The sequence below is a fragment of the Providencia sp. PROV032 genome (assembly GCF_028484875.1).
Lineage (GTDB): Bacteria > Pseudomonadota > Gammaproteobacteria > Enterobacterales > Enterobacteriaceae > Providencia > Providencia rettgeri_E.
Genome location: NZ_JAMPSX010000054.1, coordinates 1 through 4,575, shown reverse-complemented (window position 1 = coordinate 4,575; position 4,575 = coordinate 1). Strand labels below are relative to the sequence as shown.

4 protein-coding genes and 1 pseudogene are annotated in these 4,575 nt (G+C 38.4%); 2 read left to right on the top strand and 3 right to left on the bottom strand.

Annotated elements, in window-relative coordinates:
- Window positions 1-1,762, top strand: a pseudogene (locus PSF42_RS20365) (Tn3-like element ISKox2 family transposase); the annotation flags it as partial.
- 99 nt (window positions 1,763-1,861) lie between these two features.
- A complete protein-coding gene (locus PSF42_RS20360; protein ID WP_442959232.1) occupies window positions 1,862-2,116 on the top strand; it encodes a helix-turn-helix domain-containing protein in 255 nt (84 codons plus the stop codon).
- Between the two features lie 59 nt (window positions 2,117-2,175).
- On the opposite strand, the gene PSF42_RS20355 is transcribed toward PSF42_RS20360, so the two are convergent.
- The 3 genes from PSF42_RS20355 to PSF42_RS20850 all read right to left on the bottom strand — a co-directional run bounded on the left by PSF42_RS20355 (window position 2,176) and on the right by PSF42_RS20850 (window position 4,474).
- Complete coding sequence (locus PSF42_RS20355) at window positions 2,176-2,343, bottom strand: cysteine-rich KTR domain-containing protein (protein ID WP_000336323.1); 168 nt, start codon at window positions 2,341-2,343, stop codon at window positions 2,176-2,178.
- A gap of 118 nt (window positions 2,344-2,461) precedes the next feature.
- Window positions 2,462-4,381 carry a tetracycline resistance ribosomal protection protein Tet(M) gene (gene tet(M), locus PSF42_RS20350; protein WP_014386813.1) on the bottom strand — a complete coding sequence of 640 codons (1,920 nt, stop codon included), beginning with the start codon at window positions 4,379-4,381 and terminating at the stop codon, window positions 2,462-2,464.
- 15 nt (window positions 4,382-4,396) lie between these two features.
- Window positions 4,397-4,474, bottom strand: a complete 78-nt coding sequence (locus PSF42_RS20850) for a tetracycline resistance determinant leader peptide (RefSeq protein WP_078372222.1) — start codon at window positions 4,472-4,474, stop codon at window positions 4,397-4,399.
- Window positions 4,475-4,575: the final 101 nt, after the last annotated feature.

The following is a 4,575-nucleotide window of genomic DNA, read 5'->3' as shown; positions in this document are numbered from 1 at the left end:
GTGCCAAGCAGGTAAAGGCTCAGAAGCATTAGTGACCCAGCTCAAAACCACAAAAACAGAACTATTAGCAGGTAATACATTGCAAACAATGGATAGTACACTTATCCAACAAAAACATCGTCCATGGTTAATTAACAAGGATGTTGTTCATCCACAGCGATACGAATGGTTGCTTTACCGTCAACTGGCTTCTCGGCTTAATGGTCGAATTTACTTATCAAACGTCACTAAATATCGTGCGCTAGAAGACGACTTAATTGCATCGTCAATACAGCCTGATCTATTGGCATCATCAACATTGGAAAAGCTAAAGCAGCCGATTCAGAAGCTACTGCAAGTAAAACAAATACGCTTAACAACATCCCTAGAAGATGTTGCTCGTCACATTGATAATGGTGATAACCGCAATGTGATCATGAAGAGCCGAAGTGGCACACGATGGCGACTGCCAGTTAAAGGCTCCCAATCACTTGTCAACAACCCTTTCTTTAAACAAATGATCCCCGTCAGTATTGCTGATGTGTTGCGTTATGTTGAACAAGAAACCAACTTTATGCAATGCTTCGCACACGTGCTGCCAATACAAAAACAAGTAGGCGCCAATCAGGATGATTTATTGGCTATTCTAATTGCGAATGCGACACATCGCGGCGTATATGGGATGGCACAAATATCTGATCGCAGTTATGAGCATCTAAGCACTATACAAGCTAATTATATTAGGCCTGAAACCTTGCAAGAGGCTAGTGATATCATCAATAACGCAGTAGCGGCACTCCCTATTTTCCGCCACTATCACATCCAAGAAGACGTCCTGCACGCCAGTACCGATGGGCAAAAATTTGAAACTCACCTTGAGACTTTTAAAACTCGCTACTCCTCGAAATACTTCGGCACCAACAAAGGTATTACGGCCATGACGTTAGTTGCCAATCATAGTGCGTTAAATGCCCGTATCATAGGATCTAATGAGCATGAGTCCCATTATATTTACGACTTACTACAATCTAATACTAGTGATCTTAAGCCAGATGTCCTCTCAACCGACACCCATGGTGTTAATCATGTTAATTATGCCTTATTGGATTTATGCGGTTATAGTTTTGCGCCTAGGTATGCTCAGTTCACCAGTGTGATCAATGACCTATTTAACGTAACTGAAAGCGACGACGGAAACACGCATCTGGCGCTGAAAAAGCCGATAAAAATGAATGTGATTGAAGAAGGCTGGCAGGATATTCAGCGTATTGTGTTATCCCTTCAAGAAAAACGCACAACACAGGCATTGCTAGTACGCAAATTATCTGGTTATCCATCTAGACACCCTATATTACAAGCATTAACGGAATATAATAGGCTCATCAAAGCCCAATATTTACTTGATTATATTGATGATGCAAGTCTGCGCCAATATGTTCAACGAGCACTGAACCGAGGCGAAGCCTGGCATTTCCTCAGGCGAGCTATTGCATCGGTCAATCGTGACCAGTTCCGTGGAAAAAACGAATCAGAAATAGTCGTCTGGAACGAGTGTGCCCGTTTGACGGCAAATGCTATTATCTACTTTAACTCGATGATCCTAAGTCATCTATTACTGCACTTTGAAGAAGTTGGTGACGAGGAAAAAGCAGCAATAACTCGACAAGTATCACCCGTTGCATGGCAGAACATTAATCTGAGCGGCACTTATCAGTTCGCTAGTAACCGCAAACTACCTGATTTACAGGAAATAACTAGGCCTATTGTTGAAAATGAAGTCTAAAATGAAAGGTAACCCAGCTCCACAAGCCATTAACTGCGAGGGTTGTGGCGATTTATGTTACTTTAGAGGGGAAAATCCCTAGAACCCCAAGTGGGAGCATTGATTGAAATTGACCCACGGTACTTAACTAATATTGAAAATAAAGGGCAACACCCCAGCATACAAGTTCTTTATGACCTTGTATCGTTACTTCATGTTTCCGTTGATGAATTTTTCTTACCTGCTAATAACTTGGTAAAAAGCACCCGACGATTACAGATAGAGAAATACATGGATAGCTTTACAGACAAAGAACTATCCTTAATGGAATCTTTAGCCAGCGGTATCAACGAAGCAAGAAACATCGAAGACTAATTAAAAGAATCCATACATAACGGAAAGAGCCGATAAAATGAGATTGTATTAATCTCATTTTATCGGCTCTGCGTCTTTGCGTCTGGCTCTGTAATCACAGTTACTTTGAACTGCTTTATTTCAATTAAATTTTCTTGTCTGCATTTCGGACAATAGAGGGGGAATTTTTTTAATTCAGTATCTTCCCTTATCTTTAATCGTGTTTTATTTCCACATACAGGACACAATATCCACTTGTAGTTTATAATAACTATCTCGTCCTTTACACTTTAATTCAAATCTTTATTAAAAAATATTTCATCTTATTTAACAAGAAACCATATTTATATAACAACATAAAATACACTAAGTTATTTTATTGAACATATATCGTACTTTATCTATCCGACTATTTGGACGACGGGGCTGGCAAACAGGTTCACCGGTAGTAACATGGTACCCTTTTAACTCTGTTAAACAAACACTACGTCCATTTGTAAAGGAAGTTAAATCACTACGATATTCTTGAATACACCGAGCAGGGATTTCTCCACTAAGAATGACCTCATTATTTTTCAATTGAGTGTCTACGATGTTCGCACAATATTTAGGAGCATCGTTGTATGCTCGTGAAAGATATTCCTGTGGCGCATAAATTTTAAAACTAAGATATGGCTCTAACAATTCTGTTCCAGCTTTTTTTAAGACTTGTTCCAATACAATAGGAGCAAGCATCCGAAAATCTGCTGGGGTACTAACAGGGCTATAGTATAAGCCATACTTAAAACAGATTTTACAGTCCGTCACATTCCAACCATACAATCCTTGTTCACAGCCATAGCGTATCCCCTCCATAACTGCATTTTGAAACGATTGATTTAAGTATCCAAGAGAAACCGAGCTCTCATACTGTACTCCGCTCCCTAATGGAAGCGGTGCTACAGATAGACCAATGGAAGCCCAGAAAGGATTCGGTGGAACTTCGATGTGAATGGTATACTCTGCTTTTTTTAACGGTCTTTCCATATAAATGACTGTAGGCTCTTTTATTTCTATCTCCACATGATACTTTTCTTGCAGCAGAGCACAAGTCACTTCCATTTGTACTTTCCCTAAGAAAGAAAGTATGATTTCATGTGTCGCAGAATCCACATAATATCGCAGAAGCGGGTCACTGTCGGAGATTTCTAAAAGTGCATCAAGTAACATTTCCCTTTGTTGAGGTTTGCTCGGTTCAACAGCCGTTTGCAGCAGAGGGAGGGGATTTTCAATTCTCTCTCTCTGTGGCAATAGCTTTGTATCTCCAAGAACACTATTTAACTTCAAAAACTCATTCTGCAAAATAACAATTTCCCCGGAATAAGCCTTATCGATTTTACATAATTCACCATTTATTGAAGTATACATTTCTGTAATTTTTATTTTTTCCTTTTCCGATATTCTAACCGAATCTCGCAAATGCAGTACGCCACTATAAAGACGTATATATGCAAGACGCTGTCTTTTTTCCGAATACTCAATTTTGAAAACTTTTCCGCAAAGTTCAGACTGACCTCGATGTGTTGATGAATAAAATTTATTCGTAATCACTTCTATAAGGTTATCAATCCCTATATTGTTTTTTGCACTTCCGTGATAAACAGGGAACAGGGAACAATTATGAAATCTTATGCTTTCCTCTTGTTCGAGTTCTAATGCTTCCAATAATTTCCCAGACGTATATTTCTCCAAAAGGTAATCATTTCCTTCTATTACCATATCCCATTGTTCAGATTCGGTAAAGTTCATTACACGCATATTAGGATGCAGTTCTACCTTCTGTTTGATTACAATTTCCGCAGAAAGTTTCTCTTTAATATCCTGATAAACCGTTGATAAATCAATTCCATTTTGGTCAATCTTATTGATAAAAAAGATTGTGGGAATACCTATTTTCCTAAGTGCATGAAACAATATACGAGTTTGTGCTTGTACGCCATCTTTTGCAGAAATCAGTAGAATTGCCCCATCTAATACTGATAATGAACGATATACTTCTGCTAAAAAATCCATATGTCCTGGCGTGTCTATGATGTTTATCTTAGTATTTTTCCACTGAAAAGAGGTTATCGCCGTCTGAATTGTAATTCCTCTCTGACGTTCTAAAAGCGTATTATCCGTTTTCGTTGTACCTCTGTCCACGCTTCCTAATTCTGTAATCGCTCCACTGTTATATAATAAGCTTTCTGTTAAGGTAGTTTTTCCCGCATCAACATGAGCTAAAACTCCAATATTAATAATTTTCATGTGATTTTCCTCCATTCAAAAGCCCAAAAGGGCATAAAAATCCCAGTGATAAATACTCTTATCACTGGGATTTTTATGCATAACCATAGGCATACAAAGCATACAAAGCATACAAAGCATACAAAGCATACAGATATTCTCCGGATACTTTAGAATCACATGATAAAGGTATTCTTAAACTGGGTACAAAAAAC